We start from the raw sequence: 22,350 nt of genomic DNA, 5'->3' as shown, positions 1-22,350 counted from the left end.
ATAAATATGTCCCTAAAGTAAATTATTAAATACTTTAAAAGCTACAATTCAAAATTGTTGAATTGTAGCTTTCCCCTTTTATATAGATTACTTTTTAAATTTCCATTCTTTAAACTATTATGGTGTTTATGCATCCATTAGCTCTAGCTAATGATTCTAATTCCTTCATATAATCATTAGTAGGTACTGTAGTCTCAAGTAATTCCTTTCTTACTCCCATAGGTCTATATTTAATTAGCTTATATTGAATATTAGGATTAATTTCAGCTAACAGCTTACTTCCCATGTCTACAGTATAATTATTATTAAGAACTTCTGGTACTACTACTGTTCTAATTTCATATATTTTATCAAGTTTTCCTAGCTCTCTTATGTTTTTTATTACCGTTTCATTAGTGAGGCCTGTAAGCATCCTATTTTCTTCTGGAGAAAAAGCTTTTAAATCTATCATAGTTTTATCTGTTACTTCTAAAAGTTCTTTATCCTTATATATAGGAGTGGAACCATTAGTGTCTATAAAAGTTGTTAAACCAAGACTCTTTACTTTTGTAAATAGCTCCTTTAGAAAATCTCTTTGAAGAGTACATTCGCCTCCTGAAACCGTTATTCCTGAAATAAATAGCTTTACCTTTTCAATTTTTTTCATTAGTTCTGAGGCAGTTATTTTTGTTATCTTAGGGCTACTGTTTTTCCTACAAGTATCAACACAAGCATCACAATTAACGCATTTATCAATATCATACTCTACCTTACCATCTACCATTGATAGGGCTCCATATTCACAGGCAGGCACACATTCGCCACAATTGATACATCTATTTATAGTTTCTGGATTATGACAATAAAGACAGTTATAATTACATCCTTGAAGAAATATGGCCATTCTATTGCCTTCTCCATCTACATTACTAAAAGGTATTATTTTATTAACATAGCCTATAGTTTCTTGCTTATCATTCATACTTCTTCCCCCAGTTCTCATATATTTTCTTTTCCTGATAATATAGAACCGCTCCAATACTATAAGCTTTTGCTACAATTGTATCGAAGCGGCCTTTATTATAAAAATCCTTTTTATCCTATGACTACCAACTCTAATGATAAGAATTCTATTTATCAGAACTTCTTAATTTTCTTTCAAGTATCTTGGAGTTTTTAACTGCTCCATATCCAAGGGCTACTGTATCTTGAAGTACTTGCTCTCCCCTATCTAAAGCTTCAATATCAGAACGCTTAACAAGATATCCTGTAATTCTTATAACGTCACAATCATCACAGTATAGGGAGAAATATCTCATATTTAGTGCAAAGGCACCTTTGATTATATCTAAAATTGACTTTGGATTCTTCTTAGCCATTTCATCAAATTTAAATATATCACCAATTCCAGATGGGAAGTATTTGTGGAATACTGCACTTTGAATCAAGTGTTCTGGTAATGATGGCTCTTCTCCTATTGGAATTCTACATCCTGGACTTGTTTCAGTATCAGAATCAATTCCAACTTGAGAATGAAGTAGATAATGATTATCTGTAACTTCACAATATTTATTTTCATGGGCATTAACCATAGTATACATTTTATTTATAATAGTTTCACCTAGCTTGTTAGCTCTTTCACCATATCCAAATCTATCCTTTTCATCTGTTGCTCCTAGAAGCGTATTTACACATTCTGCAAGACCAACTAATCCAAACATAGCAGTAAATCTATCTCTTGATAATAAACCTTCTCTTACAAGGAAACTTGACTCAAAGAAATTACTTTCTTCTACTATGAATTTAACTCTATTATCCATATAATCAAGCATTGATTCTACAGCATCTGGTAATACAGTGTTTAAAAAGTGTTCTTCATTATACGACATCTTAGCTAGTTTTGAAAGTAACATTCTAACTAATGTATAACTTCCACCGCCAAGATTAAGTCCATTATAGCAACTTACTATTCCATACTTTTCTCCTAATTCTGAGCTAAACATTTCATGGTTAGCAAAGCTTGGCTTAGCACAGGTAAGAGCTGTTTTTATTGCTTCAACTGCAAATTCTTCACTAGTTTCCTTTGAGTATTTTAAGGTTATATTAGGAGTAGCATTTTGAAGTTCTCTCTCTACTTCTAAAATTATTCTTCCTGCTTTAGTATCCTTAGGTCCAATATTAGCATGACAGAATGAATCAGTTATTGTTCTGTCTATATGCTTTAAGAAAAATTTAATTGCTTTATATGCTTCTTCCTCATCTTCTATATATGGATCTAAAAGGGTATCAATATTACCTACATATACTGGGAAAGATGTAACTGATGGTACATGTTTATATAGAATAAGTAAATTATTTACTGCATCCCATATATCCTCTGCAGGAGTTAGGCTTAAAAACTTACTTCCATTTTTCATAAACTTTTCATAGTCAGGTACAATGTATCTAGGTCTATAGGGTGCGTTACCTTCATTAAGGTCACATATAACACCTGCATTTTCGTACATTTTTGTTTTGTCAGATTTATTTAATACATCTAAACTATTTTCTGACTCCCTAGCTAAATTTAAAACTTTCATTTCATAAGTTAAAGTCTTGTCTTTAATAATATTCATTATACTATCTTTCATTTTATCACTCCTATGACATTTTGAAATTAAGTAAATATTATTATGTTGTTCCTGCTTAACTATATACATAAATTAAATATAATTAAGCCATACTTTATTACAATAATGCAATGTTTATAATAAATTTATCTTAATTATAGTATACCCGAATATAAGAGTTTTTTCTACTATTTAATGAATAATAATTATTGATTACATTAACTTTTTAAGTAACATTTTAATTTTATCAGTATTTTTAACTTGTGTTACTTTTTTAAGAAAAGTTTCAATTAACTGTTTAAATATAAACTACACAAATAAAATTTTATGCTTATACTAATAATGTATATATATTTTTTAAGTGGAGGTGAAGCTTAAATTGAAAATCGGAATTATTTCTGATACTCACATGAATAAACATTATTCAAGACTAAAACATATACTAGATGATAAGTTAAAAGATGTAGATTTAATAATTCATGCAGGAGATTATACCTCCCCTGAAGTAATATCTATGATTAAGGAAAAATCAAAATTTATAGGTGTTTATGGAAATAATGACAAATCTAATTTAAGAAGTTTAGTTCCTGAAAAACACATATTAACTTTAGAAGGTTATAAAATTGGTATTTGTCACGGGGATGGTACTAAAAAGCAAACTATAGATAATGTGGTTGATACTTTTAAGAAGGATAAGCTTGATATAATAATATATGGTCATAGCCATAAACCTTGTATTTTTACTAAAGGAAAAACAATGTATTTAAATCCTGGATCTTCTACTAGCAAAAGAAAAGAACCTTGGTTTTCTTATATAATTTTAGAGCTTAATAAAAATTGTCCCATATCAGCTTCAGTAAACTTTTTTAAATAGCTAAAAAATTCATTATTCCATAGAGTAAAAGGATTGAGCCTATAAAATAGACTTCAATCCTTTTAATTTATTAGTTTAAACATATCCATAGATTCCTCTTACAGATACTTCTCCAGATATTACTCTATTAATAGTACCATCTTTATGTTTTACTATTAATTCTCCTTCATCATCAATATCTATTACCGTACATATGACTTCATTATTTCCATTAATTACTCTTACCTCTTTATTTATAAGTAATGAGCCTTCTCTACAAATTTCTATAACTCTACTTATATCTCCTGTATTTTTAAAGTCTTCGTAAAACACTTCAAAATTATTCAATATATTAGCTACAAGTTTTTTTCTATCAACTTCATTTCCTAATTCATTTTTAAGGGATGTGGCTTTTTCCTTTAACTCATCTGGAAATGATTCCATATTAACATTTATACCAATTCCCATGATGACATAATTTACTCTTTCTATTTCTGCATTCATCTCAGTTAATATGCCACATATTTTTTTGCCATTAATGACTATATCGTTAGGCCACTTTATTCCTACAGAAATGCCCATCTCCTTTAGAGCAGTATAAACTGCTGCTGCACCAATTAAAGTAGCTCTAGGTGCTACCATAGGAGATATATTTGGTTTTAATACTATGGACATCCATATTCCTGTTCCTTTAGGTGAAATCCAACTTCTACCCAATCTCCCCTTCCCACTAGTTTGTTCCTCTGCAGCAACTACCATTCCTTCTATAGGATTATTACTACACTCTCTTCTGCACTGAACATTAGTAGAGTCTACTTCATCAAAATAAATGAAGTTTCTCCCTATATACTTAGTTGTAAGAAGAGGTAAAATCTCTTCACCATCTATAATATCCGGAGTACTTATTAGTTTATATCCTCTATTGGAAATTGATTCTATAACGTATCCTACTTCCTTTAAGCTTTTTATATGCTTCCATATTCCAGCCCTAGTAATTCCTAATTCCTCACTAAGTCTTTCCCCTGAAATATATTCATCCTTACTTTTTCTAAGTATGTTCAATATCTTCTTCTTCATTAAATACTTACCTTCCTAAGCTTTCTTATTTCTCAGGCAAATTATATGTCTCTGCCATTCTTTTTCTCTTATCAATATAATTCTGGCACCTTTCTAAGAAAATTTCAATATTTCTCTCTTCTTTTCTTACTTCCTCTTCGGTCTTTGGCCCTCTCCCTAATCTATCACATATTCCAAGAAGTCCTATATCCTCAATGTATCCACTTTTAACAACTCTATTAAGGTCTGCAAACTCATTATTTTTTACTACGAAAAGAATCTGCATATGAAGTCTAACTAGATTTACTACATAATCATAAAATCCTTTATCTTCATGAAGCTTTAAATGGGTTAAAAATTCTTCTGCCATTCTTGCTCCAACTTTATCATGGTCATAGGCAGTGAGGTAGCCTCTTCTTAACTTTGTAGTAGTTAACTTACCTATGTCATGTAAAAATGCTGCCCACATAAATCCCTTTGGCTCTTTGCTTCTATCTCTTCTTTTAGCAGCTTCATCTATAACCATCATAGTGTGAATCCAAACATTGCCTTCTGGGTGATGTTTAGGATTTTGCTCCACATCTTTTAACTTTAAAACCATGTTATAGGGATATATATCTGGATAACCATTATTTTCTACTAAGTTATTAAAATATATGGATGGCTTTTCATCTTCTAAAAGATGCTTTGTAAATTCTTCAAAATAATTCATTTAACTTTTCTCCCTTCTTATCATACCTATATAATTAATATTATTTACATATATAATATTTACTATTAATATAATAGGTCATGAAATTTTTTCTTATGCTGTTATACACAATATATTTTTATTAACATTATATTGTAACCAATTATTTAAATTCAATTAAATATTTACTATGATAAAATACCCTACAGTATAGACGGATATCTTGTCTATCTATAGGGTATTGATTATTCAAGAATAAATATCTTTATTTTTTCTTTCATTTCTTTATCATAATTTTAGTTACCTGCAGGTTTATCTGTTGGCTTTTCAGCAGGTTTTTCTGCCGGCTTGTCTGCTGGTTTTTCTGCCGGTTTTTCTGCTGGTTTGGTAACAGGAGCTTGTTCTACTTTTTTAGTACCTCTTTTTATTATTTTAGGTAGTGGTATATAAGTATCAGTATTCATAAGCTCTGTTGAAACTACATTACCATTTTCATAAGTAGTTCTATATGCCTTAACCTTATATCCCTGAGATCCATTCTGAGTAACCTTTTCTGTTCCTATAGGTAAAGTTGGATCATCCTCATATTTTACTGTTACAGGAATGGTCTCATAGGTTTCTGAGTTAAAGCTATATATTTTTCCACCCTTAGCTGCAGAGTTAGAATATATATTAAAGGTTACATTTCCACCACTAGTATATCCTTCAATATATATTGGATATTTGTATGGATTTGTGAATACATAATCTATTCCTCCATAAGCAATAGTTGCATCAAGTCCTAACGGAACATATCCTACTGCCATGTTATGATTTAATCTTTGATCTGGAAGAATTCCTGAGTCTAATACTGCATTGTGAAGTGTTGAGGATACTTGGCAAATACCTCCTCCATATCCAATCTCCACCTTATTTCCTACATAAACGCCTCCTGGTTGATAACCTTTATCTGCTGTAGTGTCACCCACTGTAGTATTAAAACTAAAACTTTCTCCTGGCATTAGTACTATACCATTTACAGTTTGAGCTCCTAGTGATATATTGGTACTTCTACTCCAATCTGAACTTCCAAAGTTAGTAGTTTTGGTTCCAATTCTAGTGTTAATCGTTGATAATTTTTCTTTTGTCTTAGTAGGTACCTCTTTTTTTATAGTTGCAGTTACTTCTATGTTTCCTGCTTTACTTTCTGATACTTTAGCATTTATATCCTTAACTAATGCTTGTACATCCAAAGTCTTACCAACTACTTCTTCAGTAATGTTAAATCCTGAACCTGATTTTGCTATAGTAGCATCTTTTTTAGCAACATTAATTTCACTTTCCATTTTTTTAGCAACAGTATTTATAATTTCGTTATTATAGGTAAATGTTATTGGAAAGTCTTTTTTTTCAGAACTCTTTATTGCTTTAAACTTATCTAAATACCCAAGATCTCTATTATGGTTAAAAGCTTCGTTTACAGTTTCATCTATATTAAACTCTACATGTAAGTCAGTGTAGTTAATATCATACTCCTTATCTCCAGCTTTAATTTTAATACTTCTGTTCCCAATTTCGTCGTTATATTTACTATTTAGTTCTTGTACAACTTGGTCCTTGGCTTTACCACTTACATCTATTCCTTCAACCTGCACACCTGGCATAATTAAATTCTCATATTTTGATACAGTAGTATGGATGTATGTTGTTGTACCTAAAAATACTAAAAGAACTATAGTTATTACGGAAGAAATTGCTATGATCTTAGCTTTTTTATTAGATTTTTTATTCCCTGGGGTTAGTGAAAGCTTCGATCCATTCTCACCCTTCTCTAGATTCATATCCATAGTAACATTCCTTTCATTTTACAATTAAAAAATTGATTTAACATATAAATTATATCATATGTTAATCATATTTTCATTTATATTATTATTACGATTTCATTACATAATAATTTTCTATTGTAAAATTTTAACATAAGCATTGTATATATGCAATTCCTTCCCTATACCTCTATCCATTTCTTCTGATGATTTTATTTACAGGTTCATATATCTCATCATATATTACCTCTTCTTTTACTACCTTCTTATTTTCTAAGGTTTTTCTATAAACCTTTATCTTATAACCTTTACTACCTTGATTCTCAACTATTTCTTCCCCTTCATCCAAGTTTATGTCCTTTTTATATTCTATCTTTTGAGGTATTTCTTTATAGACTTTACTAATGACTTCATACTTTATATTTTCTAATTCTTTATAAGAATATATATTAAATGTTAATTTATTATTTTCTACTATACCATCTATATAAATGGGATATGGTAAAGTATTTTTAAACTTATAATCTACAACATTATAATAAATGGTTGCATCCATTCCTTTATCAACATACCCTATTGGCATAGAATGATGCGTTCTCTCCATAGGCAGAATTCCTGCTCTTATTATTGCATTATGAAGAGTTGTAGATACCTGACAAATACCTCCACCTAATTCAGGTTGAAGTTTATTATCTTTTATAACAGGTGCTTCTACATATCCTTTTTCTTTAGTGCTTTCACCTACTAGTTTATTAAAACTATATTCTTCCTCTGGCATTAAAACTATACCACTTGCTGCTTCAGTTGCTACTTTAATATTAGTAGCTCTAACATCACCTACAAAGTTTGTACTAAAACTAGATATTATTATATTAATCCTTTTCAAATCTTCAGTGTTTATTTCTGGATTTTCAATACTAATAGGCAATTTGAGAGTAACATCACCTTTATTATTCTCAGTATTACTTTTTACAACTTCTTCAACCTTAGAAATAAAATCTTTTCTATTTATTTCTTCTTTTGAAGAACTTTCACTTACTTTTAGTTTTCCATCTTCCTTGATGATAGTTGCATTTTTAACTTCCTTGTTGAGAGTTTTTTCAATTTCATCCAACAATGAATCTACAAAATTTGTATTATAACTATACTCAATATCAAAATCTACTTTTTTAGGATTTTTTATCAACTTATAACCTTCTCTTACAGATAAATCCTTTCCATAATCCAAAGCTTCCATAAGAGTTTCCTGTAAGTTGCTTTTTATATTTAAGCTTTCATAATCAATCTTATATTCTTTATCTTTTACCTTTACCTTAATATCATTATTGATAAGTTCTTTGCTTTTTTCATTTAAAAGCTTTATAGATTCCTCCTTAGTTCTACCACCCACTTCAATTCCTTCTACAAAAACTTGAGGATAAATTTTATTTACATAACTACTTACGGTACGCTTCATATATCCGTAATAAAATAGAAAATACACTACAATAAAAACAACTATTAAAGCAATAATAGTAAAAAAAGTATTTTTATTTCCTTTTCTTCTCTGATTTCTTTTTTCCATATAAAATTCTCCTCTCATGTTATTTAAATTAGCTTGTGTAGTATTTCATGAAATATTCTAGCTAAAATAAAAAATCAGCTCATTGTAAATTTACAATGAACTGATTTTTTTATTTATACTTAAAAAGTTATAGCTAATTAATATTTTTCTTTTCTCGCTTTGCTCGCAGGGACACTCCTTCTCACATTCGTTCGAAATGTTAAACCAAAGATTTTCTTTTCTCGCTTTGCTCGTAAGGACACTCCTTCTCACATGCGTTCGAATGAGTAAGTTCGAATACCCAAATATAAAATTTGGATTCTCACTTATCTTTCTATTACTATTGCGATTCCTTGTCCGCCACCTATACATAGTGTAGCAAGACCTTTTTTGTTATCTCTCTTAATCATTTCATAGATAAGAGTAGTTAATATTCTAGCTCCTGATGCTCCAACTGGGTGTCCAATAGCTATTGCTCCACCATTAACATTTACTTTATTCATGTCAAATTTTAAATCTTTAGCTACTGCTAATGATTGTGCTGCAAAAGCTTCATTAGCTTCTATTAAATCTAAATCTTCAACTGTTAATCCAGCTTTAGATAAAGCTTTGCTTGTAGCTTCGAATGGTCCATATCCCATTATTTGTGGATCAAGACCTGCTGATGCATAAGATTTTATAGTTGCAAGATAGTTAACTCCTAGTTGTTCAGCTTTTTCTTTAGACATAACTATGAACATAGCAGCTCCATCATTTATTCCTGAAGCGTTACCAGCAGTAACTGTTCCACCTTTTTTGAAAGCTGGCTTAAGTTTTCCTAATTTCTCTATTGTTGAACCAAATTTAGGGAACTCATCTGTATCAAATACAATTGGATCTCCTTTTCTTTGAGGTATTTCAACTGGTACTATTTCATCTTTAAATCTTCCTTCTTTTACAGCCTTTTCAGCTTTTAATTGGCTACTTAAAGCAAATTCGTCTTGCATTTCTCTTGTAAGACCCCATTTTTCAGCTATGTTTTCTGCAGTAACTCCCATATGATAATCATAGAACGCATCCCAAAGACCATCTTTAATCATAGTGTCAACCATTGTTGAATCACCCATTCTTTGTCCCCATCTAGATGTTGGTAATACATATGGTGCATTACTCATTGATTCTGTTCCACCACAAAGGATTACATCTGCATCTCCTGATTTAATTGCTTGAGCTGCTAATGTTACAGCTTTTATTCCTGAACCACAAACTTTATTAATACTAATTGCTGTAGATTCTTCTTTTAAACCAGCCTTTAAAGCTACTTGTCTTCCAACATTTTGTCCAAGCCCTGCACTTATAACATTTCCTATAATAGCTTCATCTATAATAGCTGGATCTATTCCTGCTCTTTTTATTGCTTCTTTTGCAGCTACAGCACCAATTTCAGCTGCTGATAATTTTGATAATGAACCTCCAAATGATCCTACTGCTGTTCTAGCAGCACTTACAATAACAACTTCTTTCATTTTTAACTCCATCCTTTTCTTAAAAATTTTTTCTTTAAATAATTCGTTACGTTAGAAACTATTTTATCCCCTGCTTATATATCTACATAGGGTTACAAAGTCTATGTTTATTACTCTTATTTATATAGCAGTTTCCATGCCAACTTCTACAATCCCCTAAATATCTACTTTCTCGTGAATTAGGGAAAATAACACTGTAAACTACAGTTTACGGTTTTTCCTTAAACAAATCTTTGTTAATATTATAACTTCAATGTTAAATAAATCACCTAAAGCAAAATCAATAATTAGCAGATTTTTTTCATCATTTATTAATACATTTAATCTATTTAAAGGGTTAATTCTCCAAACTAAAGCACACATGTAAANNTTTACATGTGTGCTTTAGTTTACACTTTTTTTTAAAGTTCCATATTAAACCTCTTCATTTTTTTATAAAGACCTTGCCTACTAATACCCAAAACCTTAGCAGTTTCATTTTTATTACCATTAAGTTTCTCTAGAGTTTCTGTAATTACCTGCTTTTCTATTTCTTCTACTATATCTTTAAGTTGTTTATTTTCATAATCAACCTTTCTTTTGTTACAATCTAATATCTTTGCGGGTAAATGCTCTGGTAATATTTTAAGCTCTGTATTAAGTAAATTTATTGCTCTTTCAATAACATTTTCTAGTTCTCTAACATTACCTGGCCAGTTATAACATTTAAGATAATCCAAGGTTTCTTCTGATATACCTTCACTATATATTCCATACTTATTACATAGCTTAACTCTTAATGCCTCTGCAAGTGGTCCCACATCTTCAATTCTTTCTCTTAGTGCTGGAAGCTTAACATGCATAACATTTAATCTATAGTATAAATCTTGTCTAAACTTACCCTCTTGAGTTAACTGTAATAAGTTTTTATTGGTAGATGCTATAATCCTAACATCTATCTTTTTTACATCATTACTACCAACTCTTACAATTTCTCTATCTTGAAGAACTCTTAATAACTTCACCTGCATAAAAAGAGGCATATCTCCTATTTCATCTAAAAGAATAGTTCCTCCATCTGCAAGCTCAAATTTACCCTTCATTCCTGTTTTTTTCGCTCCTGTAAATGCTCCTTCTTCATAGCCAAACATTTCTGATTCAAATAGTTCTGTTGGTATAGCTCCACAATTTATTTTAACAAAGGGTTTTCTGGCTCTTTTACTACTATTGTGTATGGACTGTGCAACTAATTCTTTTCCTGTACCACTCTCCCCTGTAATTAATACAGATGAATCTCCTCTTGCAATCTTCTCAGCAAATTTTATAGCAGTTAAGAAGCTTGAGCTATTTCCGATAATTTTATCAAAAGTATAGGTTGCTTTATTCTCTACAGTGAGTTCATTTTTATAAAATTGAACCTCTTTTTCTAAATGGGATATCTTACTACTTAATATTTTAAAATTATCTATATCTTTAAACATAACTCTACCTATGGCGCCTCTAATTTTTCCATTAATTATTATAGGAACTCTCATAGATATCATTTTATGTTCATTAACCTCTTGAATATCTCCAACTTCTTTAAATCCATTTTTAGCTATAAGATGTAATTTTGTGTTTGGAATAACCTTAGTTACATGTTTACCCTCTGGTTCTTTACACCCTAAAAACTTCTTGTATCCATCTGTCATCATTGTTATAATTCCATCTTCATTAACTACTACAATGTATTCATTTAAACTATTAAATGCAAAATTGAGTATTTCTTCATCAACTCTCATATATTTTTCCTCCTAAATAAAATACATTATTTTATGTTTCTATCTATTAAGTGTAACTATATCCTTATTTAATATATTTATATCCATTTTAGCTATTTTAATTAAACTTATTTTAAAACCAATTGTTATTTACACCAAAAACTTTTTTTAAATGTTCTACTGCAAAATTGCCTGTAATTCCAACAAATATGCCAGTCCCTATCCCTGCCACGCTCATAACAGGTAAATAGAGCATAACACTCATGGTTTTTACTATTAGTGATGCTGCAAGTAATTGTCCTACATTATGAAATACTGCCCCCGCACAACTTACTCCTACAATACTTATCTTTTCTTTTCCAAGGTGTTTTGCAAATACCATAAATATATAACTTAAAATCCCACCAGATAAACTATACATTAATCTAGATATACTTCCTCCAAACATTACGGAAAGCAAAATTCTTAAAAACATGACTAAAAAAGTCTCTTTATAACTTAAGGTGTATAATGCTATTACCGTAATAATATTAGCAAGACCTAGTCTTGTGCCCGGAGTTATAAATGGTACTGGTATCATATTTTCAAATATGTGTAGCACCATGGACATTGCTACTAATAGGGATATATATATCATTTTTCTAATATTTTTACTAGCTTCTTTACTATTCATTTTCTTCACCTCAACGAGAAATTACATCTTCCCCTTCACTACTCTTTTGTTCCCCTACTATTTCAATGATTAACCTATTAGGCAGACATACTATTCTTTCTCCAACCGCTCCTATAAATCCTTCATTTACACATATTTCATCCTTACAATCTGCATCTACAATTCCTATTTTCATTTCATGAATTACAACTCGATTAAATCCATAGGAAGATTTAATAGTAAATTCTTCATCTAACCCTGTGGTTAGTTCCACTCTCTTTGTCTCTTTGCCATCTATAGAAATAACAGCATAATTTATTCCTTTATAATTACTCTGATAATTTTTTAGCATAATGTAAGGTATAAATGACACTATTAGTAACACTACAATTATTACTATATCCATTCTCTTCATTAATTTCATATTCATTCTTCTCCTATCCAACAATAGTTTAAACAAAGTAATTTTAATCTTTTATTGTTATTATATCAATATGTTCACCTAAATTCCTTAGTGATTAAAAAATTTCAGAAAAATAATCTTTAACCTATAATAACAATATACATACTCTGATGTATTTTTATGTTATTAATGTTAACTTTAATCATAAATTGTAAATAATTTTTTAACAATTTTCCTGGAAATATATTTACTATTATTTTAGTTTAGTTTATAATTAAATCATAAAAATAGTATGTTTCTTAAACTAGAAATATTTTTAGGAGGTAACATTAATGAATAAAAAAGTTCTAGCTTTATTATCCTCAGTAGTTTTAACTGCTGGAATGTTAGTTGGTTGTGGTTCAAAAGGAATGAAAGATGGAAGCTATAAATCTGAATTTGACACTTTTGATGATCACGGTTGGAAAGGACAAGTTGAAATTACAGTTGCTGATGGAAAAATCACTGATGCTAAATTCGACTATGTAAATGAATCTGGAGATCTAAAGAGTAAAGATGCCGAATATCAAGAAAAAATGACAAAAGTATCTGGAATTGGCCCTGTTGAGTTCTCAACTCAATATGCAGAAGCTCTTGTAGAGAAACAAGACCCTGCAACAGTTGATGCAATAACTGGAGCAACTACTTCTGGAGATGATTTTAAACTTTTAGCCGATGCAGCTATCCAACATGCAAATGATGGTAAAACTGAAACTGCTGTAGTTAAAGCTAAAAAATAGTATTTTCATAAATAGTATAGTAATAAGACTTTAGGATATCCTGAAGTCTTATATTTATTTCTCCATATTTATATAGTTATTACTAGTTTAAAAAATTCTATGTATTTTATATTTAAAAGTTTCACCTAATAAATTATAATGTTATTATTAATATAAAGATATAATTCACTTTAATAATGTTTTAACAATATATAAATTTTTTTATTTAAATATTAAAACTTTATATTACTATGCATATAACTAAGGAGGTCCCTATGAAACTTTTTAAAAAACTTTCTTGCATTTTAGTTCTATTTATAACTATTATTATTGTTGCAGGATGTGCAAATCAAAGATTACCTATTAAGCCAATTAGTAAAACAGAGCTAGTCATTGGTACAGTGTGTACCATAACCATATATGATAAAAGTGATACAACTATAATAGATGAATCTTTTGCTCGTTTAAGAGAACTAGAAAATATATTAAGTATAAGTAAGTCTAATACCGAATTGGATGAAGTAAATAATATGGCAGGAATAGAACCTGTTGAGGTTAGTAATGATACTTTTAATGTGGTAAAAAAAGGACTAGAATATTCTAAACTGTCTGGTGGTTCACTAGATATCACTATTGGACCTTTGGTAAAGTTATGGGGAATTGGTACAGATAATGCTAAGCTTCCCTCAGAAAAAGAAATTAATGAAAAAAAGGCTTTAATTGATTATAATAAAATTCAAATAGATGAATCAAAAAAAAGTATATTTTTAAAAGATTCCAATATGATTATAGATTTAGGTGCAATTGCAAAGGGGTATGCTGCTGATGAAATAGTTAAAATCCTAAAAAATGCTGAAGTATCCAGTGCAATTATTGATTTAGGTGGTAATATTTATGTACTCGGTGACAAGATAGATGGTACCCCTTGGAAGGTAGGAGTTCAAAACCCTGAAAAATCCGGTAGTGATACTATTGGATTTGTAAGTGTTAGTAATAAATCTATTGTAACCTCTGGAGTGTATGAAAGATACTTTGAGCAAGATGGTAAAAACTATCACCATATTCTAAGTCCAGATACAGGTTATCCATATGACAACAACATCTTAGGTGTGTCTATATTATCTAATAACTCTATAGATGGTGATTCTCTATCAACTACTTTATTTGCCCTTGGGGTAGATGAAGGTTTAAAACTTATTAACTCATTAGATGATGTTGAGGCAATTTTTATAACTAAGAACCATGAACTATACCTAACTAATGGCTTTAAAAAAGCATTTACCCTTACAAATAATAATTATGAAATAAAAGAATAATAAATGGCTATGGTAGTCCCATAGCCATTTTTTTAAACTAATTTATAGCATTTACTATTATTATATACCATATTATGATCAAGTTGTTTGATATATTTTAATACCTCTACATCTACAAATTTCATAAGAACTTCTAATTCCTCATTCTTTTTAGTAATCTCTTCATGAGATTTTGTCATATCCATCTCTGCTTGCTCAACTATATTTTTATCTATTGTAATATCATTTAGAGTTCCTTCAAATATATCTTTTATTTCTTCCTTTAACTTGTCTGAAAGTCCTCTTAAGTTTTCCATTATATTATTGCTTAATATAGCAGCAATATTATCCTTATTTTCTATGACTTGATTTTTAATTTTTATTCTAGTACTTTCTGCCTTTTCTTCTGACTTCATAAACATTACCTTAATTCCACCAGCTACTGTACTTAAGAATTTCTCATTTGGTATTACAGTAACTTCATAATTAATACTATTTAAGAATTCATCATGTAATACTAAAAATTCCTTCAGTAGCTCTTCAAGTGGTTTTATATCTATGGGTTTAATTTTACTTGTAAAATCACCATAGGCAGATATTACAGTATCTCTATTATCCTTTATCTTTTCTATAGTCTCTTGATGGTATCCATAGAGCTTTGAATACTTAGTTATATAAACCTCAAATTGCTCTAACATTAAATCATATATATTTTTATTACACCAATTTACAATAGTTTCACTAAATATCTTTTCAGCCTTATCCTTTAGTGTTGAAGTTTCTTCTAAGTCATCTATAGCATCTAGTTTTTTTTCTATGAGATCAGGGATAATTATTGATATCTTTTCTTCAGCATATTTTCCTAAAAACTCTATATCACCCTGAATTTTTGTAAGAAATTCATTATAGTTTGATTTAACTTCATCTGCTAGGTTTATATATTCTGATACACATTCCTTAAGGGTATATCTTCTTTCCTTATAAACTGCATTTTTAAATTTTATGTCTTCTCTAATTCCATCTAAAGTTTTATTTATATTGGTCTTAAAGTCATTAAATTTCATATTTATTATATTTTCTGAAGTTTGTCCTATAAGTGTTTCTAATAACTCTCTAGAATCAAAAAAGTCTTTTTGGTCAAATAATATAATTTCTCTTTTATAATCTAGCATATTTTCCAATAAAGCTTTATTATAACTTAATGCTTCAGCCTTATAATCACTACTTTTTGTATTAATAAGAATAGCCAATATAGAATTGTTACAATCTTCCAATATATGTTTAATATAAGTTACATCAATATCCCTTAACTCTTTATGACCATCTATTACAATAATATTTTTATCTGCCATTTTACCATGAATAGACTTATCATAAGTTATAATACATTTATTAGGATCTCTTAATAAATTATTCTTTGTAATAACTTCACAACTATAATAATCTTTAATATATGATTTTAACTCAAGTTGTTTATTGCTAATAAACACAATATCCTTATCTTGTAAAAAGATCTTTTCTCCAACAATATTGTTTAAAGTTTCTTCTACCTCTCTATCTTGAATTGCATTAATACCTATTATTGTTTTTTTACTACTACTTCTAATAAAGTCACTAGTATCAAATTTAGATTCTATACCATAGCTTGTACATATATCTTTTACATTATTATATAAGTATAGCCAAGGATATTCTCTTAAATTATAGTTTTCCCTTTTAGTTCCATCTATAGATATTTCTTTACATTCTTCTATATAATTAAGTAGCTCCTTATTTATATTAAATATATTGATTATGGAAGATAACTTAGTTGAAGTTTCAATTGCTTTTTCATAATTATTGTTTTGAACCGCAGCATTCATTAAATAAAACGCAAAGTCAAATTCATACTCTCTTAAAAATACTTCTTTATACTTTCTTATTCTTATATCTTCATAAATTTCATTTAACACACATACTGCTTGAGAACAATTTATAAAATCTCCGTGTTTATAATCTATAATTTTAAAACTTTGTCTTAGATAACTTAATACTTTAATAAGTTGTTCTTCCTCTTGTCTGATACCTTTGTATAAGCTTAAAATTAAAGTACTCCATTCTACAATTTTAAGCTCTTCCATTAATATATTACAGAACTTTATAATCTTATCTACACATTCTATATCTAGGGATTGTGCTTTTGTGCATATAGTATTCATTGCATTTATCCAATGAGGGCTACTATCCTTACAATATTCCTCTATTGAGATATCTATGGCATTAGAGTAAGATTTTTCTGTTGTAAAATACTCTACAACATCTATATTTATTCCTTTAAATGAAGATAATATTTTTATTACATTTCTAGCTGCCTCATTTGCTTTATCTATAATGTTTAATTCTTTACTTGCTCTATATACGCAATAGTTTTTTTGTATGTATAATATTTCTTCTTCTCCAATTATACTTTCATATAAGTATAAAGCTTCTTCAACTTCAACCATATCACCAAGATTTTTTCTTGCCCACATTAATAGTTCAAAAAATACTACTCCACTTTTACATTGAATTTCTTCAGTTTGAAATTTATTTCCACTTTTTAAGAATTCCTCCATAACCTCTATTACTTTAGAAAAGTAATCCTTTGACAATTCAAATTCTTTTCTCTCAAAATATATTTCTCCTAGTGAGTAGTATGATACTATAAGATTTCTAAAATCCTCATACTCCATATTCCCAATTACTTTATAATCTAACTTTTCTATAATTTTTTTAAAAAACTCAGTAAGGTTTACTTCATTTACATCTATTCTAAATATATTTTTAACACACCAGTTATAATAATGCTTTACCATTAAGCAGGGTTCACAGGTAATCTTACTGTCTGTAATATCTAGATAAAAATTCAATTTACCTAAATTGTTTTCACACTGCTGAAGGAATTTCATCTGTTTTTTTAAAGACAATTCATTCACTCTCCTTATTTTATTTAGTCATACATGACATTTGTCTATATTTTATATGATGTTACTTTTGCTAGTTGCTGCAGGATTAGGAACACTTGCAACTAAAATTTTGCATATTTTATTAGTATAGTTTGCATAGTTATGATTAATAGAAGATTTAAAATGTGCTGAATCACCGGGGTAAAGATACTGCTTTTCATCATTTATGAATAAAGTTATAATTCCTTCTAATACATATATAAATTCTTCACCTTCATGCTGATAAGTATTTAAATTTTCCTCTGTATTGGTAGGCAATATTTCAATTAATCTAGGCAATATAGTTTTATCTTCAGGATTATTTGATAATACATAATTAATATGAAGGGCATTATCTATTTTATATATATCTCTTTCGTAACTCTTTTGTATAAATCTTTCTCTCCTCTTACTAGTTGATAGTAAAAAGTAAGATAATTCAACATCTAAAGCTTCTGCTATATTAAGTAAAGAATCTGTAGCTATACTGGTAAGACCTCTTTCTAATTGAGATAAAAACCCAGTAGATAAAGATGTTTTTTCGCTTAGTTCCTTTAATGTCATCTTTTTATTAGTTCTAAGTTCTTTAATTTTGCTTCCTATGATTTTATTCAACCGTTCCACCTCTTTGTTTAATTTAACTTTTTATATAGAGCCTAGCTGCTTTAACACTGTGGTTAGCTACTATGTAAGGAATAATAATGTCATCAACTAGAGCTACTGACTATTTGAGTATATGTTCAACTAAACTTCAATGGAGATAAAACTCCCTCTAAGCTAAGTTTCACTTGATATTAATATTATTACTCAATACCTAAGTATTGTCTAGCTAAGTTTATAATTTATAAATAAATTTGATAAATATAAATAAATGTTTATAAAATTTTCACCAAAATAAAAGACATATTAAAACTTCTATAATAATAAATTTTATATTTAAATGTTTTTATAAAATAAAGTCCAGATATTATTTATCTGAACTTTATAATCTTTAGAACATATTCTTCAATGCAAATTTTTCTTAATTATTTTTCTTTAAGTTCTTTTCATATCTAGCAAAAAGTACTAAGGCAACTATTGAAAAGAATATTGGTCCTGCAATACTCCATATAGTTTTAGCCATATCTCCATTCATAGCTGGCTCAATTATTGAGAAAAAGTTAGCAAATCCAACTGTAGCTGTTACTACAATAGTTACGAGTATTATAAATCCTTTACCTTTGAAAACTTGGAAAGGTTTCTGTATTCCTGCTCTTCTTTTAAATGATATAAATGCTCCAGACAAGAACATATATGGAATTGTCATAGCTACATTAGTCATGGCTACAAGAATACTAAAGAATTCTTCCATAGCTTCTCCACCAAATCCTACTAATAAAATCATAATTATTACTACTATAGCCTGAATAAGCATTGCATTTACAGGCATACCTTTTTTCATTTTTGCAACTGAATCGGGGAATAACCCCTTAGGAGTTCCTGCTATTAATTGCTTAAGTGGTGCATATGTTAAAGTAAAGAACGCTCCTGTAAGAGCAAGTAGCATTGATAATCCAACAAATCTAGCTATCCAGTTACCAATTTGTACTGAAATAGCTTCAGTTGCTCCAAATGTTACTCCAAATTGATAACCTAAATTATTCATTATAAGATAACCTACATTTCCCATGTGAACTATATCTCCATACTTACCATTTGTTCCAAGTATAGCATCCCAATTTGTAAATATTCCAACACAGAATAATCCTACTGCATATCCAACAGCTATGATTATAGCAGATATAGCAAGACCTTTAGGAAAGTTTTTTTCTGGTTCATCTGTTTGATCAACCAATCCTCCAACTACCTCAATACCACCAAAGGCAAATAAAGCAAATACCATAAATGATAATATTGATATTGAACTTTGATAAGCTGGGTTAGGCGATGATATGAAAGTTGTAGAATTAACTATAGGTTGTGCTAATTCTCCACCATTTCCTATTAATATAACTATGGAACCTAGTATTAACAATATATTAAGTGCTGCTACAGCTGTACCTCCTACTGAAGTAATCTTTTTAATTTTTTCTATCCCCTTAGTTGACACGAAGGTAACAAATATAATCCAAAGAACAGCAAGTATGGCAAGAGTTTGACGCCCTCCAAAACCAAATATACTCCATGTACTAGTTGTATCTGTACCATAAATTGCATTAGATAAAGTTACCCATATTCCAGAAGATACATTAACCATCCATATTACCGTTGACGTATACCACATAAATGTCCCTATAAATGCATACTTAGCATTTACCGACTTCTCCATCCATGAATATATTCCTCCGGTTTCATTTTTAAATGCGGCTCCATATTCAGCCATCATAAATGCAAATGGAATAAAGAATAATATTGCAGCTATAATGAAGAAGGGTATTGAACCATACCCCATTAAATAGTATGACCTGGGCATATTATTAAAGCCATATACAGATGTAAAAATCATTAATATCAGTGCTGTGATAGATAACTTTTCTGTACTACCTTTCTTTGATGACATTATTTTTCCTCCTTTGTAGCTAAATTAAGTTTAAAAACTTAATTTTATCTAATTACTTATTAAATAAGTAATCTTATTTTATTTTTCACCATAATAAAATAAATATGTAAGAAAAATAAGAAACCACAAATATCCATTGTGGTTTCTTACTTTTTTTAAATCTCTTTGGTTGCATTTCTTAACCATAAAACCTCATCCTCTAATAAATAGGGACTTAACTTTTCTAATACTTTTTTATGATAATCATTTAACCAAGATTTTTCATCTTCATTAAGCAAAGATATATTTATTGCATCTAGTTCATAAGGACATAAAGTTAAATCTTTAAAGCACATAAATTTTCCAAAATCATTTTTTTCTTTTTCTTGAACAGCTATTAAGTTTTCAATTCTTACCCCATGTTTATCAGCTTTATAAACTCCAGGTTCATTAGATACTATCATGCCTTCTTCTAAAGCAATTGGATTTAATTCTCTTCTTATCCCCTGTGGACCCTCATGTACATTAAGTAAATAGCCAACTCCATGTCCTGTTCCATGTTTAAAGTCTAATCCTTTGCTCCAAAGAGCTCTTCTTGCTAAAACATCAAGACTACATCCCGGAGTTCCTTCCAAGAATATTGCTGTAGATAGATTTAGATGTCCTTTTAAAACTAAAGTATAATCTTCCTTTTCTTCTTCTGTAAGTTCACCTAGGGCTATAGTTCTTGTAATATCCGTAGTTCCATCTAAATATTGAGCTCCAGAATCTACTAGGAACAATCCTTTTGGTTGTAGTTTCAGACTAGACTCTTCAGATGCTTTGTAGTGAATTATAGCTCCATGAGGACCATATCCCGCAATGGTATCAAAGCTTATGTCTATAAACTCCTCACCTTCTGCTCTAAGTTTTTTTAGTTTTTCAGCCGCTGATATTTCTGTTATCTCTTCATTATTTACATTTTCTTTTACCCACTTTATGAACTTTACCATAGCTATTCCATCTTTTATATGGGCATTTTCTATATTTTTAAGCTCTACAGAATTTTTTCTAGCTTTTAAATCCGTAGTTATATTCCTTTTTTCTATTGTGTTAACTTCTTTATTTATAGATTCCTTAAGCCATACATTAGTTTTGCTTGGATCAAAGGTTATATTTCCTTTAATTAACTTAAGATCTGATACTATGTCATTATAATCTTTTATAGATATTGATTTACTACTTAATAGATTTATAATTTTTTCATTTAATTTTTCCTTATCTACATATAGAATATACTTGTCATCACTAATTAAGAAATAACTTAAGAATACAGGATTACATTCCACATCTCCGCCTCTTAAATTTAGAAGCCATGCTATATCATCTAAAGATGCTAATAATAAGTTATTTACATTAATATTTTTCATTTCTTCTTTTACTAAAGTTAACTTTTCTTCTACAGTTTTTCCTGCATAAGAATCTTCATGAATAAATATTTTATTATTAGGCATAGTTGGCCTATCTTTCCAGATAATATCAAAAATATCTTCTTCAGGTTTTGTTTTAATCCCCTTTTCTTCAAAAGCTTCTTCTAAATCATGAAGCTGAGAAACTGTAAACACCTTTCCATTAAAGCTGACAGTATCTCCTGATTTCACATTATCACAGATCCATTGTGTATAGGTTTTAACACCTGGTTCACCCATACGTTCTAGTATGTATTCTGTACCTTGAATTTGTTGTTCTCCTTGAAGAAAATATCTTCCATCTACCCATAAATGAGCTTCTTTCTCCGTTATAACAACAGTTCCAGCAGATCCAGTAAATCCTGAAATCCATTGTCTCACTCTAAAATAGTCACTTACATACTCACTTCCATGATTATCTGAACTTGGAATAATAAAAGCGTCTATACTTCTTTCTTTCATTAAACTTCTTAAACTTTCAATTCTTGATTTAATATCCACTTTAACATCTCCTTATAAAATAAATTTTATTA

At 29.1% G+C, this 22,350-nt stretch carries 17 protein-coding genes; 3 read left to right on the top strand and 14 right to left on the bottom strand.

All coding sequences use genetic code 11. From position 1 onward, the window contains the following. Nucleotides 1-109 precede the first annotated feature (109 nt). Together B2P65_RS01990 and B2P65_RS01985 are read right to left on the bottom strand one after the other, a co-directional pair. A complete protein-coding gene (locus tag B2P65_RS01990) occupies nucleotides 110-961 on the bottom strand; it encodes a YjjW family glycine radical enzyme activase (protein ID WP_346877739.1) in 852 nt (283 codons plus the stop codon). A 148-nt stretch (nucleotides 962-1,109) separates the two neighbouring features. Further along, nucleotides 1,110-2,609, bottom strand: a complete 1,500-nt coding sequence (locus B2P65_RS01985) for a YjjI family glycine radical enzyme (RefSeq protein WP_346848514.1) — start codon at nucleotides 2,607-2,609, stop codon at nucleotides 1,110-1,112. A 358-nt stretch (nucleotides 2,610-2,967) separates the two neighbouring features. Between B2P65_RS01985 and B2P65_RS01980 the strand changes: the two genes are divergently transcribed. Beyond that, the gene (locus tag B2P65_RS01980; protein WP_346848513.1) at nucleotides 2,968-3,462 is read left to right on the top strand and encodes a metallophosphoesterase family protein; all 495 of its coding nucleotides are present in this window, start codon (nucleotides 2,968-2,970) and stop codon (nucleotides 3,460-3,462) included. Between the two features lie 75 nt (nucleotides 3,463-3,537). Here the strand turns inward: B2P65_RS01980 and B2P65_RS01975 are convergent, their stop codons facing one another. From B2P65_RS01975 to B2P65_RS01940, 8 genes are all read right to left on the bottom strand, one after another. Further along, on the bottom strand, nucleotides 3,538-4,518 hold the full coding sequence (locus B2P65_RS01975; RefSeq protein ID WP_346877303.1) for a biotin--[acetyl-CoA-carboxylase] ligase: 981 nt from the start codon (nucleotides 4,516-4,518) through the stop codon (nucleotides 3,538-3,540). A 25-nt stretch (nucleotides 4,519-4,543) separates the two neighbouring features. Next, nucleotides 4,544-5,209, bottom strand: a complete 666-nt coding sequence (locus B2P65_RS01970) for an HDIG domain-containing metalloprotein (RefSeq protein WP_346874166.1) — start codon at nucleotides 5,207-5,209, stop codon at nucleotides 4,544-4,546. 275 nt (nucleotides 5,210-5,484) lie between these two features. Next, nucleotides 5,485-7,014 carry a VanW family protein gene (locus B2P65_RS01965; protein ID WP_346879503.1) on the bottom strand — a complete coding sequence of 510 codons (1,530 nt, stop codon included), beginning with the start codon at nucleotides 7,012-7,014 and terminating at the stop codon, nucleotides 5,485-5,487. Nucleotides 7,015-7,183: 169 nt separating this feature from the next. Continuing rightward, the gene (locus B2P65_RS01960) at nucleotides 7,184-8,557 is read right to left on the bottom strand and encodes a VanW family protein (protein ID WP_346877300.1); all 1,374 of its coding nucleotides are present in this window, start codon (nucleotides 8,555-8,557) and stop codon (nucleotides 7,184-7,186) included. Between the two features lie 305 nt (nucleotides 8,558-8,862). Then, nucleotides 8,863-10,041, bottom strand: a complete 1,179-nt coding sequence (locus tag B2P65_RS01955; protein ID WP_346847420.1) for an acetyl-CoA C-acetyltransferase — start codon at nucleotides 10,039-10,041, stop codon at nucleotides 8,863-8,865. A 401-nt stretch (nucleotides 10,042-10,442) separates the two neighbouring features. After that, nucleotides 10,443-11,801, bottom strand: a complete 1,359-nt coding sequence (locus tag B2P65_RS01950) for a sigma-54 interaction domain-containing protein (RefSeq protein ID WP_051824230.1) — start codon at nucleotides 11,799-11,801, stop codon at nucleotides 10,443-10,445. Nucleotides 11,802-11,913: 112 nt separating this feature from the next. Then, the gene (locus B2P65_RS01945) at nucleotides 11,914-12,453 is read right to left on the bottom strand and encodes a Gx transporter family protein (RefSeq protein ID WP_035135090.1); all 540 of its coding nucleotides are present in this window, start codon (nucleotides 12,451-12,453) and stop codon (nucleotides 11,914-11,916) included. Nucleotides 12,454-12,463: 10 nt separating this feature from the next. Beyond that, entirely contained in the window at nucleotides 12,464-12,856 is a 393-nt protein-coding gene (locus B2P65_RS01940; protein WP_346847419.1) for a NusG domain II-containing protein, read from the bottom strand. Between the two features lie 362 nt (nucleotides 12,857-13,218). Between B2P65_RS01940 and B2P65_RS01935 the strand changes: the two genes are divergently transcribed. Both B2P65_RS01935 and B2P65_RS01930 read left to right on the top strand, forming a co-directional pair. Next, nucleotides 13,219-13,614, top strand: a complete 396-nt coding sequence (locus tag B2P65_RS01935) for an FMN-binding protein (protein WP_198028602.1) — start codon at nucleotides 13,219-13,221, stop codon at nucleotides 13,612-13,614. Nucleotides 13,615-13,868: 254 nt separating this feature from the next. Then, on the top strand, nucleotides 13,869-14,909 hold the full coding sequence (locus B2P65_RS01930; protein ID WP_346847418.1) for an FAD:protein FMN transferase: 1,041 nt from the start codon (nucleotides 13,869-13,871) through the stop codon (nucleotides 14,907-14,909). Nucleotides 14,910-14,941: 32 nt separating this feature from the next. On the opposite strand, the gene B2P65_RS01925 is transcribed toward B2P65_RS01930, so the two are convergent. The 4 genes from B2P65_RS01925 to B2P65_RS01910 form a co-directional block, all read right to left on the bottom strand. Beyond that, the gene (locus B2P65_RS01925) at nucleotides 14,942-17,833 is read right to left on the bottom strand and encodes a hypothetical protein (RefSeq protein WP_346878524.1); all 2,892 of its coding nucleotides are present in this window, start codon (nucleotides 17,831-17,833) and stop codon (nucleotides 14,942-14,944) included. A gap of 51 nt (nucleotides 17,834-17,884) precedes the next feature. Then, entirely contained in the window at nucleotides 17,885-18,466 is a 582-nt protein-coding gene (locus tag B2P65_RS01920) for an XRE family transcriptional regulator (RefSeq protein WP_346847416.1), read from the bottom strand. 406 nt (nucleotides 18,467-18,872) lie between these two features. Beyond that, entirely contained in the window at nucleotides 18,873-20,390 is a 1,518-nt protein-coding gene (gene yjeM, locus B2P65_RS01915; RefSeq protein WP_346847415.1) for a glutamate/gamma-aminobutyrate family transporter YjeM, read from the bottom strand. A gap of 155 nt (nucleotides 20,391-20,545) precedes the next feature. Continuing rightward, the gene (locus B2P65_RS01910) at nucleotides 20,546-22,318 is read right to left on the bottom strand and encodes an aminopeptidase P family protein (RefSeq protein WP_346847414.1); all 1,773 of its coding nucleotides are present in this window, start codon (nucleotides 22,316-22,318) and stop codon (nucleotides 20,546-20,548) included. Nucleotides 22,319-22,350 lie beyond the last annotated feature (32 nt).

This window comes from Clostridium sp. UBA3061, from assembly GCF_002367465.1.
GTDB lineage: Bacteria > Bacillota > Clostridia > Clostridiales > Clostridiaceae > Clostridium_J > Clostridium_J sulfidigenes.
Note: the sequence above shows the minus strand (reverse complement) of the source record. Positions and strands in the feature narration are given on the sequence as shown.

Excerpts from the sequence above, each read along its gene's own strand:
- B2P65_RS01990 (WP_346877739.1), bottom strand. The coding sequence starts at position 961 with ATGAATGATAAGCAAGAAACTATAGGCTATGTTAATAAAATAATACCT.
- B2P65_RS01985 (WP_346848514.1), bottom strand. The coding sequence starts at position 2,609 with ATGAAAGATAGTATAATGAATATTATTAAAGACAAGACTTTAACTTAT.
- B2P65_RS01975 (WP_346877303.1), bottom strand. The coding sequence starts at position 4,518 with ATGAAGAAGAAGATATTGAACATACTTAGAAAAAGTAAGGATGAATAT.
- B2P65_RS01970 (WP_346874166.1), bottom strand. The coding sequence starts at position 5,209 with ATGAATTATTTTGAAGAATTTACAAAGCATCTTTTAGAAGATGAAAAG.
- B2P65_RS01965 (WP_346879503.1), bottom strand. The coding sequence starts at position 7,014 with ATGGATATGAATCTAGAGAAGGGTGAGAATGGATCGAAGCTTTCACTA.
- B2P65_RS01960 (WP_346877300.1), bottom strand. The coding sequence starts at position 8,557 with ATGGAAAAAAGAAATCAGAGAAGAAAAGGAAATAAAAATACTTTTTTT.
- B2P65_RS01955 (WP_346847420.1), bottom strand. The coding sequence starts at position 10,041 with ATGAAAGAAGTTGTTATTGTAAGTGCTGCTAGAACAGCAGTAGGATCA.
- B2P65_RS01950 (WP_051824230.1), bottom strand. The coding sequence starts at position 11,801 with ATGAGAGTTGATGAAGAAATACTCAATTTTGCATTTAATAGTTTAAAT.
- B2P65_RS01945 (WP_035135090.1), bottom strand. The coding sequence starts at position 12,453 with ATGAATAGTAAAGAAGCTAGTAAAAATATTAGAAAAATGATATATATA.
- B2P65_RS01940 (WP_346847419.1), bottom strand. The coding sequence starts at position 12,856 with ATGAAATTAATGAAGAGAATGGATATAGTAATAATTGTAGTGTTACTA.
- B2P65_RS01935 (WP_198028602.1), top strand. The coding sequence starts at position 13,219 with ATGTTAGTTGGTTGTGGTTCAAAAGGAATGAAAGATGGAAGCTATAAA.
- B2P65_RS01930 (WP_346847418.1), top strand. The coding sequence starts at position 13,869 with ATGAAACTTTTTAAAAAACTTTCTTGCATTTTAGTTCTATTTATAACT.
- yjeM (WP_346847415.1), bottom strand. The coding sequence starts at position 20,390 with ATGTCATCAAAGAAAGGTAGTACAGAAAAGTTATCTATCACAGCACTG.